This window comes from Streptomyces sp. NPDC057543 (assembly GCF_042801895.1).
GTDB lineage: Bacteria > Actinomycetota > Actinomycetes > Streptomycetales > Streptomycetaceae > Streptomyces.
Genome location: NZ_JBHVFF010000597.1, coordinates 1 through 1,245, shown reverse-complemented (window position 1 = coordinate 1,245; position 1,245 = coordinate 1). Strand labels below are relative to the sequence as shown.

The following is a 1,245-nucleotide window of genomic DNA, read 5'->3' as shown; positions in this document are numbered from 1 at the left end:
GTCGGGGCCGGAGGACACCAGGGGCGCCTTCGGATAACCCTCGCGAACGTTGACGTGGACGAGGGGGACGTCGGCGGAATCGGCTCGTAGCGTCGTTGGTCGTTGTTCGTGTAGGAGAGCCCAGAGCACGTTGACGCGACGGCGGGCGAGAGCGAGGACGGCTTGGGTGTGGCGCTTTCCCTCGGCCCGATTGCGATCGTAGAAACGGCGGACTCCTCGCACCTTCGGATGCTGAACAGGACAGAGGTGTAGAAGACGCGTGAAGCTTCCCCTTGGTCGTGGACACCTGGAGACTGGGACCTGAGGTTCCAGAGGAAGTAGCACCAGGTGGGAAACAAGTACACGAAGCGGTACACCGAGGAGTTCAAGCGGGACGCGATCGCGCTCGTCGACTTCTCGGGCAAGACGGTCACCGCCGTGGCCCGGGAACTCGGCATCAGCTCCGAGTCCCTGCGCGGTTGGTACCGCAAGGCCAAGACGGACCGGGGCGAGGGCGAGTCCGGCGAGTTGACCAGTGCCGAGCGCGAGGAGCTCAAGCGGCTGCGCAAGGAGAACCGCGAACAGCAGCAGACGATCGAGATCCTGAAAAAAGCGACCGCCTTCTTCGTGAAGGAGAACGACCGGTGAGCCAGTTGTACTGGTTTATCCATGCGGAGAAGGCGAACCATCCGATCGTTCTGCTGGGGGCCCTGCACGTGGCCCGCTCCTCCTACTACGCCTGGCGCGAGAGCGAGGCCGCCCGCCGCGCCCGCGAGGCCGCCGACGACTCGCTTGCGTACGAGATCACCGTGCTGCAACTCGCCTCCCGGAAGACCTACGGTGTTCCGCGCATCCATGCCGAACTGCGGCGTCTGGGACGACAGGTGAACCGAAAGCGCGTCGCCCGCGTCATGCGCGAGCGCGACATCCGGGGCGTCACCCGGCGGAAGCACCGCTCGCTGACCCGGCCGGACAAGAAGGCGAAGCCGGCCCCGGACCTGGTCGGCCGCGATTTTCACGCCGAGCGCCCCGGGATCAAGCTGGTCGGCGACATCACCTACCTGCCGACGGCCGAGGGCTGGCTCTACCTCGCCTGCTGACTGGACCTGGCCACCCGCGAGGTCGTCGGCTATGCCATGGCCGATCACCACCGCGCCGAACTCGTCGTGGACGCCTTGGACATGGCCCACGGCCGGGGGAACCTGGAGCCGGGCTGCGTAATCCACAGCGATCGCGGCAGCGAGTACACCTCGACTCAATTCCGGC

General features: G+C 66.3%; 3 protein-coding genes. All 3 read left to right on the top strand.

The window, feature by feature from the left end:
* Positions 1–327 precede the first annotated feature (327 nt).
* Entirely contained in the window at positions 328–627 is a 300-nt protein-coding gene (locus ACFU8Q_RS41560; RefSeq protein WP_384465434.1) for a transposase, read from the top strand.
* Positions 624–1,079, top strand: a complete 456-nt coding sequence (locus ACFU8Q_RS41555) for an IS3 family transposase (RefSeq protein WP_384465431.1) — start codon at positions 624–626, stop codon at positions 1,077–1,079. The genes ACFU8Q_RS41560 and ACFU8Q_RS41555 overlap by 4 nt, the downstream gene beginning before the upstream one ends.
* On the top strand, positions 1,080–1,245 hold a 166-nt coding region (locus tag ACFU8Q_RS41550; protein WP_384465437.1), incomplete at its 3' end, for a DDE-type integrase/transposase/recombinase.